Origin of the sequence: Pyrococcus sp. ST04 (genome assembly GCF_000263735.1) — an archaeon.
In the GTDB taxonomy this organism is placed as follows: Archaea; Methanobacteriota_B; Thermococci; order Thermococcales; family Thermococcaceae; genus Pyrococcus.
The window spans coordinates 1342491-1358964 of record NC_017946.1 but is presented as its reverse complement, the minus strand read 5'-3'; the positions used below and the strand labels follow the sequence as shown (position 1 = coordinate 1358964).

15 protein-coding genes are annotated in these 16474 nt (G+C 41.5%); 12 read left to right on the top strand and 3 right to left on the bottom strand.

What is annotated here, in order from left to right; all coding sequences use genetic code 11:
• The first annotated feature begins 141 nt into the window (after positions 1 to 141).
• On the top strand, positions 142 to 2040 hold the full coding sequence (locus tag PY04_RS07105) for a 1,4-alpha-glucan branching protein (protein WP_014734456.1): 1899 nt from the start codon (positions 142 to 144) through the stop codon (positions 2038 to 2040).
• Here PY04_RS07105 and PY04_RS07100 read toward each other — a convergent pair.
• Genes PY04_RS07100 through PY04_RS07090 form a run of 3 tightly spaced genes read right to left on the bottom strand, consistent with a single transcriptional unit; the run spans position 2029 to position 4482 of the window.
• Complete coding sequence (locus PY04_RS07100; protein ID WP_014734455.1) at positions 2029 to 2943, bottom strand: D-2-hydroxyacid dehydrogenase; 915 nt, start codon at positions 2941 to 2943, stop codon at positions 2029 to 2031. The genes PY04_RS07105 and PY04_RS07100 overlap by 12 nt on opposite strands.
• A gap of 5 nt (positions 2944 to 2948) precedes the next feature.
• Positions 2949 to 3587, bottom strand: coding sequence for a TIGR00153 family protein (locus tag PY04_RS07095; protein ID WP_014734454.1), 639 nt, complete (start codon positions 3585 to 3587; stop codon positions 2949 to 2951).
• The gene (locus PY04_RS07090; RefSeq protein ID WP_014734453.1) at positions 3565 to 4482 is read right to left on the bottom strand and encodes a 2-dehydropantoate 2-reductase; all 918 of its coding nucleotides are present in this window, start codon (positions 4480 to 4482) and stop codon (positions 3565 to 3567) included. The genes PY04_RS07095 and PY04_RS07090 overlap by 23 nt, the downstream gene beginning before the upstream one ends.
• A gap of 64 nt (positions 4483 to 4546) precedes the next feature.
• Between PY04_RS07090 and amrS the strand changes: the two genes are divergently transcribed.
• The 11 genes from amrS (at position 4547) to pyrH (ending at position 16347) form a co-directional block, all read left to right on the top strand.
• Entirely contained in the window at positions 4547 to 5593 is a 1047-nt protein-coding gene (amrS, locus tag PY04_RS07085; RefSeq protein ID WP_014734452.1) for an AmmeMemoRadiSam system radical SAM enzyme, read from the top strand.
• Between the two features lies 1 nt (position 5594).
• A complete protein-coding gene (locus PY04_RS07080) occupies positions 5595 to 6398 on the top strand; it encodes a hypothetical protein (RefSeq protein WP_014734451.1) in 804 nt (267 codons plus the stop codon).
• Positions 6399 to 6585: 187 nt separating this feature from the next.
• Positions 6586 to 8421 (top strand): S-layer protein, encoded by a 1836-nt coding sequence (locus PY04_RS07075; protein ID WP_014734450.1) that lies wholly within the window; start codon positions 6586 to 6588, stop codon positions 8419 to 8421.
• Between the two features lie 56 nt (positions 8422 to 8477).
• Positions 8478 to 9233 carry a hypothetical protein gene (locus tag PY04_RS07070; RefSeq protein ID WP_014734449.1) on the top strand — a complete coding sequence of 252 codons (756 nt, stop codon included), beginning with the start codon at positions 8478 to 8480 and terminating at the stop codon, positions 9231 to 9233.
• A gap of 65 nt (positions 9234 to 9298) precedes the next feature.
• A complete protein-coding gene (locus PY04_RS07065; protein ID WP_014734448.1) occupies positions 9299 to 10123 on the top strand; it encodes a peptidylprolyl isomerase in 825 nt (274 codons plus the stop codon).
• A 32-nt stretch (positions 10124 to 10155) separates the two neighbouring features.
• Positions 10156 to 11052: a hypothetical protein gene (locus PY04_RS07060; RefSeq protein WP_014734447.1), complete on the top strand. Its 897-nt coding sequence runs from the start codon at positions 10156 to 10158 to the stop codon at positions 11050 to 11052.
• A 3-nt stretch (positions 11053 to 11055) separates the two neighbouring features.
• The gene (gene trmY, locus PY04_RS07055; protein WP_014734446.1) at positions 11056 to 11664 is read left to right on the top strand and encodes a tRNA (pseudouridine(54)-N(1))-methyltransferase TrmY; all 609 of its coding nucleotides are present in this window, start codon (positions 11056 to 11058) and stop codon (positions 11662 to 11664) included.
• Positions 11665 to 11745: 81 nt separating this feature from the next.
• On the top strand, positions 11746 to 12369 hold the full coding sequence (gene psmB / locus PY04_RS07050) for an archaeal proteasome endopeptidase complex subunit beta (RefSeq protein WP_048056082.1): 624 nt from the start codon (positions 11746 to 11748) through the stop codon (positions 12367 to 12369).
• Positions 12370 to 12384: 15 nt separating this feature from the next.
• Positions 12385 to 14331: a beta-CASP ribonuclease aCPSF1 gene (locus tag PY04_RS07045; RefSeq protein ID WP_048056081.1), complete on the top strand. Its 1947-nt coding sequence runs from the start codon at positions 12385 to 12387 to the stop codon at positions 14329 to 14331.
• 4 nt (positions 14332 to 14335) lie between these two features.
• Complete coding sequence (locus tag PY04_RS07040) at positions 14336 to 15655, top strand: pyridoxal-phosphate dependent enzyme (protein ID WP_014734443.1); 1320 nt, start codon at positions 14336 to 14338, stop codon at positions 15653 to 15655.
• 14 nt (positions 15656 to 15669) lie between these two features.
• Entirely contained in the window at positions 15670 to 16347 is a 678-nt protein-coding gene (gene pyrH / locus PY04_RS07035) for a UMP kinase (protein WP_014734442.1), read from the top strand.
• Positions 16348 to 16474 lie beyond the last annotated feature (127 nt).

The following is a 16474-nucleotide window of genomic DNA, read 5'->3' as shown; positions in this document are numbered from 1 at the left end:
ATCTCAGCAATTTTGTAAAACATTGGTTAGTTCATAAATTAGGGTGTTTTATGTAGATAAATCATTTTTTTGGAAATAAAGACAGGAGATTTCCGAAATCGTTAAATATCGCCCTGTAAACTTTCCAATAGGGGAAAAGCCATGAAAGGTTATTTAACATTTGTTCTACACACCCATATACCTTATGTTAGAAAGCATGGAAAGTGGCCTTTTGGAGAGGAATGGCTTTTTGAAGCGATATCAGAGAGCTATCTTCCCCTTCTGATGGAGCTCGAAAAACTTAGGGACAAGGGTGTAAAGTTCGAACTTGTCATAAGTTTTACTCCAGTTCTCATGGAGCAACTTAATGACGAATACATAAAAAGAGAGTTTGAGAAGTACATGGAGAGAAAGCTAAGAACAATGGCAAAAGACTTAGAGAAGTTTGACGATGTTAAGCTCAAGGCTGCAGTTTCATATATGCTTGGATACTTTGAGAGGGTGTATTCATATTGGAAGGCAATAAATGGGGATATCCTCGGCAGGTTCAAACGCCTTCAGGATGAAGGATATGTTGAAGTAATCACTTCTGCAGCAACGCATGGTTATTTGCCACTGTTGGACAGGGACGAGGCAATAGAAGGACAAATACTTAACGGCATAAAGACGTATGAGAAGTATTTTGGTAAAAAGCCGCGAGGAATTTGGCTTCCAGAGTGTGCATATAGGCCGGATGGCTTCTGGAAGAGTCCCAGTAATGGAGAAGTGAGGTGGAGGAAAGGTATAGAGCACTTCTTAAAGAAATATAGAATTGAGTACTTCTTTGTTGAAAGCCATCTAGTGGATGAGGGGCCAGCGACATCTAAATATGGAAAAGTTCTTCCAGCAAAAACCAAAAAATCAACTCTTAGGCCATATTTCTTAAAAAATGGAATTGCAGTCTTTGCCAGAAACAGAGAAACTGGAATTCAAGTTTGGAGTGCTGATATTGGGTATCCAGGTGACTTTTGGTACAGAGAATTCCACAAAAAGGCTGAAGAGAGTGGAGGTCAATACTGGAGAGTCACTGGCACGAAAGACCTTGGGGCTAAAGAACCCTATGAACCAGAAAAAGCAATGGAAAGAGTAGATGAACATGCAAGACACTTCATAAGTCTAGTTAGATCCCTTCTTGAAGAGTTTGAGAGATCCGAAGGAGAGAAGGGAATAGTTGTTGCTCCATATGATACTGAATTATTCGGTCATTGGTGGTTCGAGGGGGTCAGATGGCTTGCTAGGGTTCTAGAACTTGCTGAGAAAGAAGGGATAAAAACAACGACAATAAGTAATTTCCTTGATAAGTATTCTGGGGAGAGGTACGAGATAGAACTACCAGAAGGGTCGTGGGGGATGTTCGGAACACATTACACATGGTGGAACCCTGAGGTGGAGTGGACATGGCCAATAATCCACACTGCAGAGAGAAGGATGGTCTCTCTGGTAAGTAAATATCTAGGAAGAGATGAACTCACTGATAGGGTGCTGGATCAACTGGGGAGAGAGCTCCTGTTAATAGAGGCCAGTGACTGGCAATTCTTAATGACGACTGGGCAGGCAAAGGAGTATGGGAAGAGAAGAATATTAGAGCATGCACATGTTTTTCACAGGTTAGCAAATGCCTTGGAGGAATACATTAGGAGCGGAAAATTCGAGGAACTAGAATTGCTCGAAGAAGTTGAGGAAGTGGACAATGCATTTAGGCCAATAATCCTAGGCCCTTACATTAGCGAAGCTCCTCCGGAGGTTCCCTCGTACATAGAACCTCCTGAAATACCTACCGAGGAGGAAGATAAAGAGTCTGGGAAGTTCTTAAGTGGACAGAGTGAGGAGTCTGTAAACTTTGAGAAGTTTCTACTATCAATAAAGGGTGTTGGCCCAAAAACCGTTGAGAGATTGAAAAAGGCCGGAATAAGGTCACTTAGAGAGTTATCAAAGTGGGATGTCAATGAACTCTCAAAGAAAACGGGAATACCAAGAAGTAGACTAAAAAAGATATTTAGGAAGCTGAAGTCAGCCTTTTAATATTTTAACTATTTTTTCCGCGACCTCTACTCCAGCCCTCTCCTGAGCCTCATACGTTGAGGCTCCTATGTGTGGCGTTAAGACTACGTTGTCAAGCTTTGTAAGTGGGTGGTCTTTTGGAAGTGGCTCTTCTTCAAACACATCTAAGCCGGCTCCAGCTATCCAGCCTTCCTGGAGGGCTTTTACCAGCGCATTTGTATCTACAACAGCCCCTCTAGAAGCGTTTATGAGAATTGCATTCTTTTTCATTAGTTTGAGCCTTTCCTCGTTTATTAAGTGATATGTTGAATCTAGAAGGGGAACGTGTAATGTTACTATATCACTCTCCTTTAGAAGTGTTTCAAGGTCTACAAACTTACCTCCAACTTCCCTGGCTCTCTCTTCATTTGGATAAGGATCGTACAGTAGAATATTCATTCCAAGTGCTTTTGCTATTTTTGCGACTTGGTAGCCGATTCTTCCAAAGCCAACGATTCCTATAGTTTTTCCTTCCAGTTCAAAGCCCATCGCCTGCTTTTTGACCCATTCTCCTTCTCTCATTTTTCTGTCAGCGAAGGCTATCTTCCTCGCTACTGCAAAGATTAACCCAATCGCAAGCTCTGCGACGCTTCTTGAACTTGCTCCAGGAGCATTGACAACTTCTATTCCTCTCTCCTTTGCAGCCTCAACATCTATATTGTCTAGGCCAACTCCAGCCCTAGCTATAACCTTAAGTTTTGGAGCATTCTCTATAACCCTTCTAGTGACCTTCGGCTTGCTCCTCACTATTATAGCTTCGACATCTCTTGCGAGTTCTATGAGCCTTTCTTCGTCTGGATATTCTTCATATATGACCTCAAGCCCAGCATCTTTCAAGACTTGGATTGCTTTCTCATGCAAGGGTGCAGCAACTAAAACTTTCATTATAATCACCTCCTTTTCACAGCCATCAGCATTATATGGTCTGAAGCATCCTCTGCTCTGTCTGCAATATCTCCGATTTTTGTGATAACTTGATTCCAGATAAGCTTTGCGTATGTTGAAATATTTTCATCAGAGAAAATCTTTCTTAGAGTATCATATTCTATTTTGTCAGCATTTTCTTCCTGGATCTCCGTCTCCTTTGCAAGCTTAAGTGCTTCATCAACATCTCTTTCTAGAGCTAGAGCCGATTCCTTCAAGAATTTGAATGTCTTTAGGGACTCTTCTATTAGCATAATTAGATTATTCTTTAGGTTTTCGGGAATCGTAGGTTTGGCAAATATCAATGTATGAGCGGCACTTTCGGCTGCATCAGCTATGTTATCTATTAACTCACTCAGCCTAATGTAGTCTCCCCTATTGGCAGGTATAAAAGCTCCAGCATAAAGCATGAGCTCTATTTTTCTTCTGAGCTCATCTGCTCGTCCTTCATTTTTCTCCACTTCATGGAGAAGGGTTTCAGCTCTCGAGATGTTACCATTTATATACTCAATGAACATCTTCCTAAAGCTCTCTAACGTATCCTCAACGGCGTTTAGGTGCATCTTTATATTTTCAAATACGTCATCCTCCTTGCTCCCGAACATTTTTACTCATCTCCTCTTTTGCCTTGATTAAAGCCCATAATAGTGAGTTCATCGGCGCTTCGAGGTTTACGGCTTTTCCATATTCCACTATTTTCCCATTTATATAATCAATCTCCGTCATTTTACCCTTCCTAATGTCTTGTAACATTGAATTATAGTTATCTCTAGTTTCCTTCAGCGTCTGGAAGAGTAATTCCATTGGGGGAACTTCGAACTCTATCCCATTCTGTAGTGCTATCCTGCATCCTTCCTTTACCACCTCCATAGCTATCGACATCAAGTACTCATTGTCCTCTATAGCTCCATTTTTTACTTCCAACAGGGTTCCTATTGGATTTATTGCAGAGTTAACTATTGTTTTTGCCCATATCCATCCAACTATGTTCCTCGAGACATGTGTTTCCAGACCTGCCTTCCGAAAAGTCCTTGCAACCTTCTCGACAAAAGGATCTTCACCACTTGGATAAAGGCCAACAACCGTTATTCCCTTTCCTTTCCAGTTTATTACCCCTGGCTCTTCCAAAATTGCGCCGTTTGTAGTTATTCCTCCTATTGCTTTTCCGCCAAATCTTATTATCTTCTCTTCATTCCCTATCCCGTTCTGAATGCTAAGTACCCAGGTATCCTTTACTATACCTGAGGCCTCTTTTAGTGCTGTTTCTGTTGAGTATGCTTTTGTTGCGAGTATTATCAAGTCAGGTTTTTCCTTAGGAACACTCGTTGTTCCTCTGACCTTGATTGTTTCGTTGATTATTCCTTTGATAATCAACCCTCGCTTATTGACGGCATCTATATGCTCTTTCCTACCTATTAGGAGCACATCTTCCCCACTCTCTGCTAGAAGGCCACCGAAGAGCGAACCTATGGCTCCTGCACCCAAGATGTAGATTTTCATAACTTTTCCCACTTTATATATCAGCATCATGATTTAAAAAGTGAGCGAGAATAATTAGGTGGCCATGAAAGAAGCTAAGTATTGGGAACCACTAGGGGATGGTAAAGTTAGATGTAAATTGTGCCCTCTTAATTGTATAATTAGCGAAGGAAAGAGGGGCTCTTGCAGGGTTAGGGTGAATATTGGTGGAAAGCTATACACTCTCAACTATGGAAAAGTATCTTCAGTGGCCCTAGACCCAATAGAAAAGAAGCCCCTTTTTCACTTTTGGCCTGGTTCATGTGCATTCTCTATAGGGACAGTTGGATGTAATATGCACTGTAAACACTGTCAGAACTGGGAAATAAGTCAGGCTGATGAAACATTTCCTTATCTCCAGGATGCCACGCCTGAGGCTATAGTGAGATTGGCAAAGCACTATGAGTGTGAGAGCATAGCATATACATACAACGAACCAACAATATGGTATGAGTTCGTTCTTGATACGGCGAAGTTGGCTAAAAAGGAAGGTTTGAACAACATTCTGGTGACAAATGGGTATATAAATGAAGAACCCTTCAGAGAGCTTGCCCCTTACATAGATGCGATGAATATCGATATCAAGGCTTTTGATGACAAATTTTACATGAAAATCGCAAGCGTTCCAAGCGGTGAGCCGAGTAGAAGAATTGCAGAGATAGCAAAGAAGGAGTTTAATATCCACGTTGAGCTAACTTACCTTATAATACCAACGCTAAATGATAGGGAGGAAGAAATTAGAGCATTTGCGAGATGGGTAGTTGAGAGGTTGGGTGATGACACTCCCGTCCATTTCTCAAGATTCTTCCCTCATTACAAGTTGCTTCACCTTCCTCCAACTCCAGTGGAAACTTTGGAAAAAGCTTATAAAATAGCAAGAGAGGAAGGGTTAAAGTTCGTATACCTAGGAAACGTTCCAGGGCATAGAGGGGAAAACACATACTGTCCGAAGTGTGGTAACCTGCTAATAGAAAGATGGGGATTTGAAGTGTTAAAATTTGAAATTGAAAACGGAAAATGTAAATACTGTGGCGAGAAAATACCTATAGTTGGAACTTTCCAAAGAAAAAAATACAGAGGAATGTGGTGGTAATATGGTGATGATAACATCTACTTTTTATATTGAGGCTCTAGGAAACGATAAGAAAGCCGTAGAAACTTCTATTTTGGAAATTGAACGTAAGATAAAAAGGGAGAAAAACGTTGAAGTTCTTGAGGTGGTAAGGGAGGATATTATTGAGACCGAAGACCCAAAGTTAAAGTATTCAGCAGTTCTTGAGGCTAAAATCAGGGGAGATCTAGAAAACATAGTTGATGTATTGCTTAGATACGGGCCTAGTATTGTGGAAATTGAAGATGTTTCCGGTAATGAAATCCATGCAGAAAAGCTAGTTAAAATTCTGGCCAAAGTCTCAGCATTTATGGGAAAATTAATTGATGCTTTTGGAAGTCTAGCTGCATACCCTGATTTGTCAAAACTTCCAAGGCCAAAAATTGGGTACTCTGATGAAGAAATTGAGGAAATGATAATTGACAAAGGCTTAATAAGGTATAGATTGGTTGTTGAACTCTTTGGAAAATCTCAACAGGAGATAGAGGAAAACTTCATTAGGGCATTAAGCTTAGAAGGGGCATTTATCAACAAATTTGCCTCAAAGATTGTTAATGAAGAAGATATAAATGGAGTTAGAAGAGTAAAGCTGCTATTTGCTTTAGAACTTCTATCAAACTTAGAAACACTGTTTATATTTACAGCAAAGTTGTCTCCTATAGCTATAGTCATTATTGAACCTGAATATATCGAGATTACCCCAAATGAGCTTCAAAACTCTCTTTCAGAATTAGCTGCAATAATCAATGAGCTAGTTCATAGACCACTTATTTTGTCAAGTAGTTAGATATTATCGGCAAACACCGAAATGTCTCTAGGCACAAGGGGAAGCCCCTATTATTTATTACGGCAATTAGCGAGCTCTTTTAATCATAAGAAAGGGTTTGGAACCGAAAAGTATTTATACCTGACGGAGGCAGGAATTAAGTGAGCCCACCTAGGGCGGAAACTACAACCAGTAGGAGGTGTGTGGAATGAAGGTGAAGAAGATCGCGGCACTCGTTGTGGGTGCCGCAATGGCCGGTGCAACACTTGGCCTAGCATCAGCTCAGCCTCAAGTTCCAGAGATTCCAAAGGAGTTCTTCGTCAAGGATGGCCAGCCAAATGTTAAGATCGTTGTTGGTAGTGAAGGTGCTGCCATGGATGTTGTGAGTGCTGCAGACATTGCAGCTGCAATTGGAAGCCTCCTTTACACTGAAAAGGATGTTGAGGTTAGCGGAGTCACCGTCGTTGCTAAGAAGGATGTAACTTCACCACTTGCTGAGATCCCGGTATTCGACAATTACGATACAGATTCAGGTCACCTTTACACAGAGGATATGAACCTTACTGATGTCCCAGCTTGGTGGAATGGAGCAGCGTTCTCAGCTACATTTGATAACTCAGTATGGGCTGACACGATTTACAACACCACAGAGGACACAGACAACTACCTAAAGCTTAGGGTTGATAACCTTGCATCACTTGGAGATGAAGAGCTTGCTGCTAAGGTTCAGCTCTCTGGCATAAGGCTCGTCGGAATTAATGAGACTGAGGGCAAGATCGAGGACTTTAAGGACTTTAAGGTTGAGATCCCTGAGGTAACTGCAAACATATCATTTGTAATATACAAGTACACACTTGAGGGCCCAACTAAGGTTGACCCAATTACAAAAGAATCAACTACTCCAACCACTAACTTGGTCACTAACCTAGTGCTTGACAACAGCACCTTACCAATCTACTATCCAGAATATTCAGGTTGGAAGATTACTGGAGTCTCAGTAGTCTCAGGCACTGGAATAACTGATAAAACAACGTTCACACTTCTCGGTAAGAAGTTCTCAGTAATTGCCGTTGGAGAGAACCTAATTACAGGAGAGTCCTGTGACGCGTGCTTCACCTATGGTAAGGACTGGGGCGTAGACTACTACGAACAAGGAGCAACCCCTGAATTCGATGGTTACAAAGTTAAGATACTTGACATTGACATAAACAGAGACAAGGCATTACTCGAGGTCACCAGCCCAAGTGGAGACACTGAGACTGTTACCGTTGACACATCGGCTCCAGTAGTCCTATTTGATGGTGGAATTAGGATTGAACTCCTTGACACCTTCGTAGGTATCGCTGGAACAAACACTGTTAAGCTCCACGTGTGGACTGATCTCAAGACATTCAGCAGTGGCGATGAGGTAATTCCTGGATGGGTTGCAGAATTTGCCATTGAAAATGGAGCAATTAAGTGGATCGCCGTCAAGAACAAGGAAGCCCTCTCAGGAGACACGGTCAAGCTCTTTGACACCTACGTAGTGGACTACAAGTCAACGATTTACGGTCCAAAGGAGACTTCAGATGAGAAGAAGGCTTATGCAATGGAGGCTTATGTATACATTGAACCCGCAGAGCACGAATACGAGACAGTTGAGGCCTCAATCGGAGACTCAATAGACGGCTATGAAGTTACTGACATCAAGGTTAAGGTCAACCCAGACAAGGCATACATACCAAGCAAGCTCACTGAACCAATAACAGTCCTTGACACTGAGATTATGGAGCAGGGACTTGAGAACGTTGACAGCAACCTCATCCTCGTTGGTGGTCCAGTAGTTAACAAGGTAACTGCTGCACTAGCGGACAGCCTTGGAATTCCAACGACCTACGAAGAGTGGAAGGAGAAGTACGGCACTGGTGCCGAGAGTGGTCAGGTCATCTACAAGGAGAAGTGCAGCAAGATCGGAGGATACGGAGTAGTCCTAGTCGCAGGTACTGACAGAGAGGGAACCAGGGCAGCTGCAGAGGCATTGCTTGAGTACCTCTCAAAGCTCTGATTTCTTAACTTCTTTCTCTTCTATTTAAAAAATTATTACCTTGTGGAGGTTAGAGAGTGCGGAAGAAAGTCTTTCTTTTTGTGATAATTGCTATAATTATTGGAGGACTTTTCTATCCAATTTATGGGTACCTAAAGTTTGACGATGAAATAAATCCACAAAAGAAAACCATTGAGCATTCTTATGTTGTAATTAGGTATCCAGATTCTAGATACTTAGTTTTGAGGGATATTGAATATGTAAATTTAACGGCCCATGGTTGGAGTCCTCCGAGAGGTTCTAGGGCATATCTGATAAAAATTAGAGGATACATTACAGGCATTCCCGAAATCGATCTGGCCCAAGTTTTTTTATCAAAGTATGATGAGTTCACAATTGTCGTTGGTTCACCTGAGGTTAGTGCGTGTTCTAAAAACCCTTCCAGTTTTTATGGCGACTGTGAAAGTAGAGCATTAGCTGTATCTGAAATAACAGTAGTTACATCGATGCTCTTCAAGAGATATTACTATTGGGAAGCTATAAAGAAGGGGTTGAGCAATGAATCAGCTAAAGAGTATGCTTACAAGGAGACAATGGAGAGGAAAAATATCAGGTACCTAAGTTTTTTGACTAAGGCTCTTATTGGATTGGGAAAAATAGGAAACAGGGATCATCTTTGTGTTGTTATCCTAGGACCCGCAGAAGGTGCATCTTCAAACCAGATAATAATCCCCAGACCTGGTTTGATTATACTAGAAGGAAAAAGGGACGAAGTATTAAGAGCAGAGGCTATATTAATCGAGAAGCTACTTAACGTGACGATCTCTTCTTAATGCCTAAGGAAAGTTTTAGGGAAAGCTTTAAAATCGCAATTTGATACGCCAATGGGGGAGGGAAAATGAAAGTGAACAAGGGAGATGTCATAAGAATCCACTATGTTGGTAAAGTTAAAGATACAGGAAAGATATTTGATACTACTTATGAAAACATAGCTAAGGAGGCTGGAATTTATAATCCAAATGGGATTTATGGCCCAGTTACAATCGCAGTTGGCGCTGGGCACGTTATTTCTGGCCTTGATAAGAGGCTTATAGGACTTGAAGTTGGAAAGAAATATACAATTGAAGTTCCACCTGAGGAAGGATTTGGGCTGAGAGATCCCAAGCTAATAAAAGTCTTTACCCTAGGACAGTTTAAAAGGCAGGGGATCATCCCATATCCTGGGCTTGAAGTCGAAGTAACAACCGAAAATGGAAAAAAACTTAGAGGTAGGGTTCTGACTGTAAGCGGCGGGAGAGTTAGAGTTGATTTCAATCATCCACTGGCTGGAAAGACTTTGATTTATGAAGTTGAGATCTTAGAAAAGATTGAAGATCCAATAGAGAAAATAAAGGGATTAATTGAACTTAGACTTCCAATGATAGACAAGGATAGAGTCATAATTGAGGTTGGGGAGGATGAAGTAAAAATAGACTTCACAAAAGTTGAAGCTGATCCTAAAACATTAATCCTTGGGGAAATCATTCTGGAAAGTGACATAAAGTTCTTGGGATATAAGAAAGTTGAATTCAAGCCAACGATTGAAGAATTAATAAAACCAAAGGATCAAGAATCCGAAGAAGCTAAGAAAGAAGAGACTAATGAGAGTGAAGAAGACAAGAAGGTAGCAGAAGAGAAAGAAACTAGTACTTCCTCAAATGATGACACTAGTGAGAATCAATAACCTCTTAAACTAAACCCCTTCTATTTTCTACCATGACAAGGCTGGAAAGATTATTAGCTGACCTTTCAATAAGGTTGCCTGAGAGGGATATAAAAAGAGCAGGTCAAGTTATACTTGCTTTTAGAGAACTTTGTACAGTTCCTGTTTCTCCTCTTTATCCGAGAGGTTTCCATCCTCTTCTAAGGATTAGGAAAAGGCTTGGTGGGATTGATAAAGAGGTCATTGTGTCTCCTTTGGATCTTGTGATAATCACGAATGCAAATATGCCCGCGTGGAAGAGATTGTTTGAGTTTCATTTGGATAGAGATGTCGTGGAGATAACCAAAATTGGGAACATTGAAGCGTTATTCATTGGAAGTCCTGAAAATGTTAGGCGTGTTCGTCAGATTCTTTCCAATATCCTTCCGGCTATGAGAGTCCTCCCATCTAAGGTATATTCCCTTAACTCGGAGATATATATCAGGTTTGATCATAATGAGTACCTTAAGCTTAGGATGATCGGATCAACCCTAGAGATTGATACATTTAATATTCCCCTTTCAACTCTCTCCAGAATATTGGGGAGAGCGACTTTTGTACTGGACTCTCTCTTTCACTCAAAGAATGCTGCATTTTATAGGTTACTATTTGCCACTTCCCTTGACACCTTTGGGCACTTCTATGAATTTTTTATGAGGCATATCTTCCCCAAGTTGCCACCTGAACATAGAGAGTTCTTGGAAGAGATGCACGATTATAGGAATTTCCTTCAGCTCTTATACTTCCACTTGTCAAGAATGAACTTGGACAGAATTGAAAATGAGGTTGGAATACTAATCAGGAGAAGATCCAGGCCAGAGAGACCATTAGAGCTAGGGATTGTATTTCGAGAAGGAAGAGTAGATGTTGTTGAGAGAATAAACAGGGCTCATGTAAGCTTGTTGGTGTAAACAATGAGGGTTTTCATAATTAAGGCTAACGAAGCTCATACTGACTATGATTTTAGCTTAAAAGATCTTCCTGGCACAAGTGGAAGAATAGATCTAATATGTAGGTCATTAAATGCCGCTTTCCACTTATCCCATTCTTTTAGAAAGAACGTTAGGGTTTACGTTACATTTTTAGGCCCTCCAGATCCTCCTAAGACAATAAGATTTGAAGGGCCGAGGATAATACCAAGGCTGTTAAATCCGGATGAAATTTCCACGGCAAAGATCATTGGAAAGGCTTTGAAAGCTGGAAGAGAGCTTAATTCTCCTACCAAAGAGGTTGAAGTCTTTCCAGGAGTTTTTGTAAGTAGGATGACGTTTGAAGATGTAGTGAGGAGAAACGTTCGGATGAACCTTTATGTTCTTGAGGAAGGGGGAAAAGATATATTCGAGGTGAAGTTTCCAAAGGATAATGTGGCATTTGTTCTTGGGGATCATATAGGTTTGAGTGAGGAGGATTTGAGACTTTTAGAGTCAGTTGCTGAGAGAATTAGCATTGGTCCTAGAGCCTATTTGACATCTCACGTGATAGCCTTTGTGAACATATTCTTAGACCGTCTGAGAATCCCATAGCCGAAAACTTTATATAATATTTTACTCCATTCCCTCATGTCTAAGAGAGCTTCTTCTATTCTGAAACAGCTCTAGCAAGGGGTGTTGCACTTGACTGAGAAACTTAAGGGCACAACAACAGTAGGCATTGTATGTAAGGATGGAGTAGTGTTGGCAGCTGACAGAAGGGCAAGCTTTGGAAGTATGGTTTATGCAAGGAATGTGACAAAGATCCACAAAGTGGATGAACACTTGGCAATAGCAGGGGCAGGAGATGTTGGAGACATACTGAGTCTTGTTAGGCTTTTGAGGGCTGAGGCGAGGCTTTACAAGGCAAATGTAGGAAAACCAATGAGTGTCAAAGCGTTAGCAACTTTGCTTGCAAATATATTAAATGGCACAAAGTACTTCCCATATTTTGTATGGTTCCTGGTTGGTGGCTATGACGAAGAACCGAGAATGTTTTCTGTAGATATGGCAGGAGGAGTGACTGAAGATAAGTATGTAGCGGCTGGAAGTGGTATGGAGTTTGCATATTCTGTTTTGGATTCAGAATATAAGGAGGATCTGAGTGTGAAGGAAGGAATAAAGCTAGCCGTTAAGGCAATAAATGTCGCTATTAAAAGGGATGTATTCTCTGGTGATGGTATCCTAGTAGTCACAATTACCAGAGAAGGATACCAGGAGTACTCAAATTCTACCCTAAAGGCTATTCTTAGGCAGTGAGCGGAGGTGATATTCTTGATAAAAAGAGAGACACAGGTTGATGAAATACTAAAGGACATTAGGCAAAGAGTAAGCCAAAGGATTCCAAGGGAAGCTAAGATAACCGAGATAGAGTTTGAAGGTCCTGAACTTGTTATTTATGTAAAAAATCCTGAAGCAATAATGAAAGATGGGGAGCTAATAAAAGACTTGGCAAAAGATTTGAAAAAAAGGATAAGCATAAGACCTGATCCTGAGGTTCTTCTCCCTCCTGAGGAAGCTGAAAAGCTGATTTTCGAAATAGTCCCTAAGGAGGCGGAAATAACCAACATAAGTTTTGATCCCTCAGTTGGTGAAGTTCTTATAGAGGCTAAGAAGCCGGGTCTTGTTATTGGGAAGAATGGGGAAACATTGAGGTTAATAACTCAGAAGGTTAGATGGGCACCGAGGGTTGTTAGAACTCCTCCTCTCCAGAGCCAGACGATCTATTCAATAAGGCAGATACTTCAAACTGAAAGCAAAGATAGGAGAAAGTTTTTGAGACAAGTTGGAAGGAACATCTACAGAAAACCGGAGTATAAGAGCAGATGGATACGAATAACGGGATTGGGAGGATTTAGAGAAGTTGGGAGAAGTGCTCTTCTAGTTCAGACAGATGAAAGTTTTGTTCTTGTCGACTTTGGAGTTAATGTGGCTGCAATGAATGATCCCTATAAAGCGTTCCCCCACTTTGACGCTCCCGAGTTTCAATACGTCCTAAAAGAGGGGCTCTTAGATGCTATTATAATCACTCATGCTCACCTTGATCACAGTGGCATGTTACCTTACCTATTCAGGTACAACCTATTCGATGGGCCCATATACACCACCCCTCCGACACGGGACTTAATGGTTCTTCTCCAGAAGGATTTCATAGAAATTCAGCAGAGCAATGGTCAGGATCCACTTTACAGGCCAAAGGATATAAAAGAAGTAATAAAGCACACAATAACCTTGGACTATGGAGAAGTAAGGGATATTTCTCCAGACATAAGGTTAACTCTTCATAATGCTGGCCACATATTGGGATCTGCTATAGTTCACCTCCACATAGGAAATGGCCTCCACAATATAGCCATAACAGGCGATTTCAAGTTCATTCCAACGAAGCTTCTTGAACCTGCAAATGCAAAGTTCCCAAGGCTTGAGACGCTTGTTATGGAGTCCACTTACGGAGGTAGCAATGACATACAGATGCCAAGAGAAGAAGCTGAGAAAAGGCTTATTGAAGTAATCCATCACACAATAAAGAGGGGAGGAAAGGTTCTAATCCCTGCAATGGCCGTTGGAAGGGCACAGGAAGTCATGATGGTACTTGAAGAATACGCGAGAATAGGGGGAATAGATGCCCCCATATACCTAGATGGCATGATTTGGGAGGCAACTGCAATCCACACCGCTTACCCTGAGTACTTGAGCAGAAGGCTTAGGGAGCAGATATTCAAGGAGGGCTATAACCCCTTCCTTAGTGAGATATTCCATCCTGTGGCAAATTCAAGAGAGAGACAGGATATCATTGACAGCAAGGAGCCCGCAATAATAATTGCGTCTTCAGGCATGCTGGTTGGGGGTCCGAGTGTTGAATACTTTAAGCAGTTGGCTCCAGATCCTAAGAATGCAATAATCTTCGTTAGCTACCAAGCGGAAGGTACTCTAGGAAGACAAGTGCAGAATGGAGCTAGGGAAATTCCAATGATAGGCGAGGGAGGAAGGACGGAGGTTATAAAAGTCAACATGGATGTCCATACAATAGATGGATTTTCCGGTCACGCTGACAGGAGAGAGCTGATGAACTATGTTGCAAAGGTCAGACCAAGACCAGAGAGAGTCATCACGGTTCATGGTGAGCCTCAGAAGTGTCTTGACCTTGCCACGAGTATTCATAAGAAGTTTGGCATATCAACAAGGGCTCCAAACAACTTAGACACTATAAGGCTGAGGTGACTATATGAAGTGTCCTAGGTGCGGAAGGGAATATAAGGAAATAATTCCCCCCTTCTGTATTTGTGGCCAGGAGCTTGAGATTACATATGAGTATTCAAACGTTGATGTTAAGAAGTGGAGGAGAAGAATTCCTGGTGTTTGGAGATATAGGGAACTTTTGCCCAAGGTGAAGAAGATAATAAGCTTGAGAGAAGGAGGAACTCCTCTAATAAAGGCAAGAATCAGTGAAAAACTTGGAGTTGAAGTTTACATTAAGGATGAGACAAGGAATCCGACGGGATCCTTTAGAGATAGGCTTGCGACAGTGGCGATATCTTACGGTCTACCTTATGCGAGTAACGGCTTTATAGTTGCGAGTGATGGGAATGCTGCTGCCTCTGTTGCTGCCTATTCTGCAAGGGCGGGGAAGGAAGCCTTCGTCGTAGTTCCCAGGAAAGTTGACAAAGGAAAGCTTATTCAGATGATAGCTTTTGGGGCAAGAATACTCAGATATGGTGAAAGTGTCGATGATGCCATATATTATGCAAGGGAAGTTGCAAAGCTTAACGGTCTCTATAATGTTACTCCTGAGGACAACATAATAGGACTGGAGGGACAGAAAACGATAGCATTTGAACTTTGGGAAGAAATAGAGCCTACCCATATCATAGTACCAACGGGTAGTGGAAGTTACCTCTACTCAATCTATAAGGGATTCAAGGAACTCGTTGAAATAGGAGCCATTGAAGATATCCCCAGACTGATTGCAGTGCAGGTAGATAGATGCAATCCTATAGCTGCTGAGATTCTTGGAATAACTAAAGAATGCAGGGAAACGAAAGCTCTTGGATTGTTTGTTAAGAATCCCCTAATGAAATCAAAGGCTGTAAGAGCTATTAGAGATAGCAATGGAACCGCCGTTGTGGTGGAGGAAAGTGAGATCGATAGTGGGGAAAAGCTTTTGGCAAATGAAGGAATATTTGCAGAACTCTCTTCGGCTGTAGTTATGCCAGCATTATTGAAACTCGTTGAATCAGGTATAATAGAGAGGGGAGATAAAGTTGTTCTCGTCGTGACTGGATCTGGGCTGAAGACAGGTGAGGGTGGAAGGGAGAAATTCTCCATAGGAGGAACGAAGCTTGAGATACTCAAGATACTTAGGGAAAAGGAAATGTACGCTTATGAGATTTGGAAGGCACTAGGCAAACCGTTAAAGTATCAGGCTGTTCATCAGCATATAAAGGAGCTTATAGAGCTTGGCTTGATAGAGGAAGCATACAGGGTTGGAAAGAGGATTTATTACAAGCTTACTGAAAAAGGAGCTAGACTTGTTGAGAACTTGTAAGGGGGTGGAAATGTATGAGGATAGTCTTTGATATAGGTGGCTCTGTTTTGGTTCCAGATAAGCCTGATATTGAATTCATAAAGAAGCTTAGCTATGAGCTGACTAAAGTTAGTGAAGATCATGAAATTGCTATAGTTGTTGGAGGTGGGAGGACTGCTAGGGAATACATTGAGGTGGCTTCAGAATTTAATGCCAGCGAGGCATTTAAGGATTATATTGGGATTCAAATTACGAGAGCTAATGCAATGCTTTTGATAGCGGCGTTAAGGGAGAGAGCTTATCCTCAGGTTGTGGAAGACTTTTGGGAGGCTTGGAGGGCTATTCATCTAAAGAAGATTCCAGTCATGGGCGGAACTCATCCTGGGCATACTACCGATGCCGTTTCAGCATTACTCGCCGAATTTCTGGGGGCCGATCTGTTGATTGTGGTTACAAATGTTGACGGGGTTTACACTGATGATCCACGTAAGAATCCGAATGCTAAGAAGATTGAAAAGATGAAGGCTATCGAGCTTGTAGAGCTCGTAAGTAGGGGGGTTGAGAAGGCAGGGGCAAGTACTGTTATAGATCCCTTAGCTGCAAAAATAATCCTGAGGAGTGGTATAAAAACGTATGTAATTGGAAAAGAAGACGCGAAGAATTTGTTTGATGTCGTTAAAGGTAGACATAGTGGAACAGTAATAGAGCCTTGATACTTCTTGTTTCAATATTCTTTGTTTGCTCATTACTTTAGTCACTTAGAGTGGCGTATATTTTTAGTCATAAAAATTCAATGCTTTGTGTAAATATCTTTAAAGTAGAGAAATTTTATGTGTCTAT

Coding starts and splice junctions, on each gene's coding strand:
- PY04_RS07105 (WP_014734456.1), top strand. CDS start 142: ATGAAAGGTTATTTAACATTTGTTCTACACACCCATATACCTTATGTT.
- PY04_RS07100 (WP_014734455.1), bottom strand. CDS start 2,943: ATGAAAGTTTTAGTTGCTGCACCCTTGCATGAGAAAGCAATCCAAGTC.
- PY04_RS07095 (WP_014734454.1), bottom strand. CDS start 3,587: ATGTTCGGGAGCAAGGAGGATGACGTATTTGAAAATATAAAGATGCAC.
- PY04_RS07090 (WP_014734453.1), bottom strand. CDS start 4,482: ATGAAAATCTACATCTTGGGTGCAGGAGCCATAGGTTCGCTCTTCGGT.
- amrS (WP_014734452.1), top strand. CDS start 4,547: ATGAAAGAAGCTAAGTATTGGGAACCACTAGGGGATGGTAAAGTTAGA.
- PY04_RS07080 (WP_014734451.1), top strand. CDS start 5,595: ATGGTGATGATAACATCTACTTTTTATATTGAGGCTCTAGGAAACGAT.
- PY04_RS07075 (WP_014734450.1), top strand. CDS start 6,586: ATGAAGGTGAAGAAGATCGCGGCACTCGTTGTGGGTGCCGCAATGGCC.
- PY04_RS07065 (WP_014734448.1), top strand. CDS start 9,299: ATGAAAGTGAACAAGGGAGATGTCATAAGAATCCACTATGTTGGTAAA.
- PY04_RS07060 (WP_014734447.1), top strand. CDS start 10,156: ATGACAAGGCTGGAAAGATTATTAGCTGACCTTTCAATAAGGTTGCCT.
- trmY (WP_014734446.1), top strand. CDS start 11,056: ATGAGGGTTTTCATAATTAAGGCTAACGAAGCTCATACTGACTATGAT.
- PY04_RS07040 (WP_014734443.1), top strand. CDS start 14,336: ATGAAGTGTCCTAGGTGCGGAAGGGAATATAAGGAAATAATTCCCCCC.
- pyrH (WP_014734442.1), top strand. CDS start 15,670: ATGAGGATAGTCTTTGATATAGGTGGCTCTGTTTTGGTTCCAGATAAG.